This window comes from Ruegeria sp. SCP10 (assembly GCF_040329495.1).
Classification (GTDB): domain Bacteria; phylum Pseudomonadota; class Alphaproteobacteria; order Rhodobacterales; family Rhodobacteraceae; genus Ruegeria.
In genome coordinates this window covers 1-1,513 of sequence record NZ_JBDZYF010000055.1, presented here as the reverse complement: position 1 = coordinate 1,513, position 1,513 = coordinate 1, and the positions used below count along the sequence as shown (strand labels likewise).

2 protein-coding genes are annotated in these 1,513 nt (G+C 53.1%); both read left to right on the top strand.

Translation table 11 applies throughout. The features are described from left to right. Positions 1–873 (top strand): Tn3 family transposase (locus ABLN87_RS22210; protein ID WP_353014285.1); only part of this gene is annotated, 873 nt, incomplete at its 5' end. A 181-nt stretch (positions 874–1,054) separates the two neighbouring features. Further along, on the top strand, positions 1,055–1,513 hold a 459-nt coding region (locus ABLN87_RS22205), incomplete at its 3' end, for a recombinase family protein (RefSeq protein WP_353014287.1).

Below are 1,513 nucleotides of genomic sequence, written 5' to 3'. Positions count from 1 at the left end.
CTGATGACCGAATGGCATACCCGGTATGGCGGGTGCGGTGTCATGATCTATTGGCATGTAGAACGGCAGGCGACCTGTATTTATTCTCAGCTGAAACGCTGCTCATCTTCCGAAGTGGCAGCCATGATCGAAGGGGTTTTGCGCCATTGCACCGACATGGAAATCCAGCGCCAGTATGTTGATAGCCACGGCCAGAGTGCCATTGGTTTCGCCTTCTGTCACCTTCTAGGCTTCGAACTGGCCCCACGCTTGAAGGCCATTGCGCGGCAGAAACTGGCCTTGCCAAGCGCGGGCATGCGAGGACAACTGCCAAATCTCATGCCCATCCTGTCTGGTACTATCGACTGGGCAGAGATCGAAAGACAGTACGATGAAATGGTCAAATGCGCCTCAGCCATGCAGCACGGCACGGCTGAACCGGAAGCCATCCTGCGTCGCTTTGCACGCGCCGATGTGATGCATCCAACATACAAAGCTCTCGCTGAACTGGGCCGTGCGATCAAGACAATATTTCTGTGCCGTTATCTTCGATCCGAAGACTTCCGCCGCGAGATTCATGAAGGGTTGAATGTGGTCGAGAATTGGAACAGTGCCAACGGGTTCGTGTTCTTCGGCAAAGGTGGCGCGATTTCCAGCAACCGGATTGCTGACCAGGAAATTTCAGCTCATGCACTGCAACTGCTCCAAGCCTCGCTGGTTTATGTATACACACGCATGATGCAATCGGTTCTGGCGGAACCGATTTGGGCAACCCGGCTGACAGATCGGGACTATAACGGGCTTTCCCCGCTGATCTATGCTCATATCAATCCATATGGCCGGTTCGATGTTGATCTGGACCAGCGGATTGATTTCGGTGCGATAGCAGCATGAACCTTATGTAACAAAAGGATGCACCCACAGGAGACAGGCTGATGTTATAGAGAAAAATGTCACATATAAGTAGTCAATCGCATGTTGTTACAGTATCAAAGTGATAATGAGCCTAATGTGACAGATTACCATAACGAAGATTGGATATGCCCGCGTCAGCTCATCAAGCTAGGACCTCGACATTCAGAAAGCCAAGCTTAAAGCGGCAGGCTGTGAGGTCATCCGCTCGGAAACGGTTTCCGGTGTATCTAGCGATGATCGATCTGAGCTGGCGACAGTGATGGAGTTCCTGCGAGACGGCGACGAACTGGTCGTGCACCGTCTGGATCGTCTCGGCCGTTCGACCCGTGATGTGCTGAACTTGGTCCTCGAGTTGAATGCCAAAGGTGCATCGCTCCGCGTGCTTGAACCCAAAGTCACCACTGCCGGCGACATGGGCCAAATGGTAATAACTGTGCTTGGAATGGTGACCGATATGGAGCTGAAGCTTATCCGCAACAGGCAGCGCGCCGGGATTGACGCGGCTAAAGGCAAGGGCATCTACAAAGGGCGGAAGAAATCCGTCGATGATGATGCAATCCGGCGATTGGCAAGACAGAGCGTTGCCAAGGCACAGATCGCGCGAAAGCTGGGGGTTTCA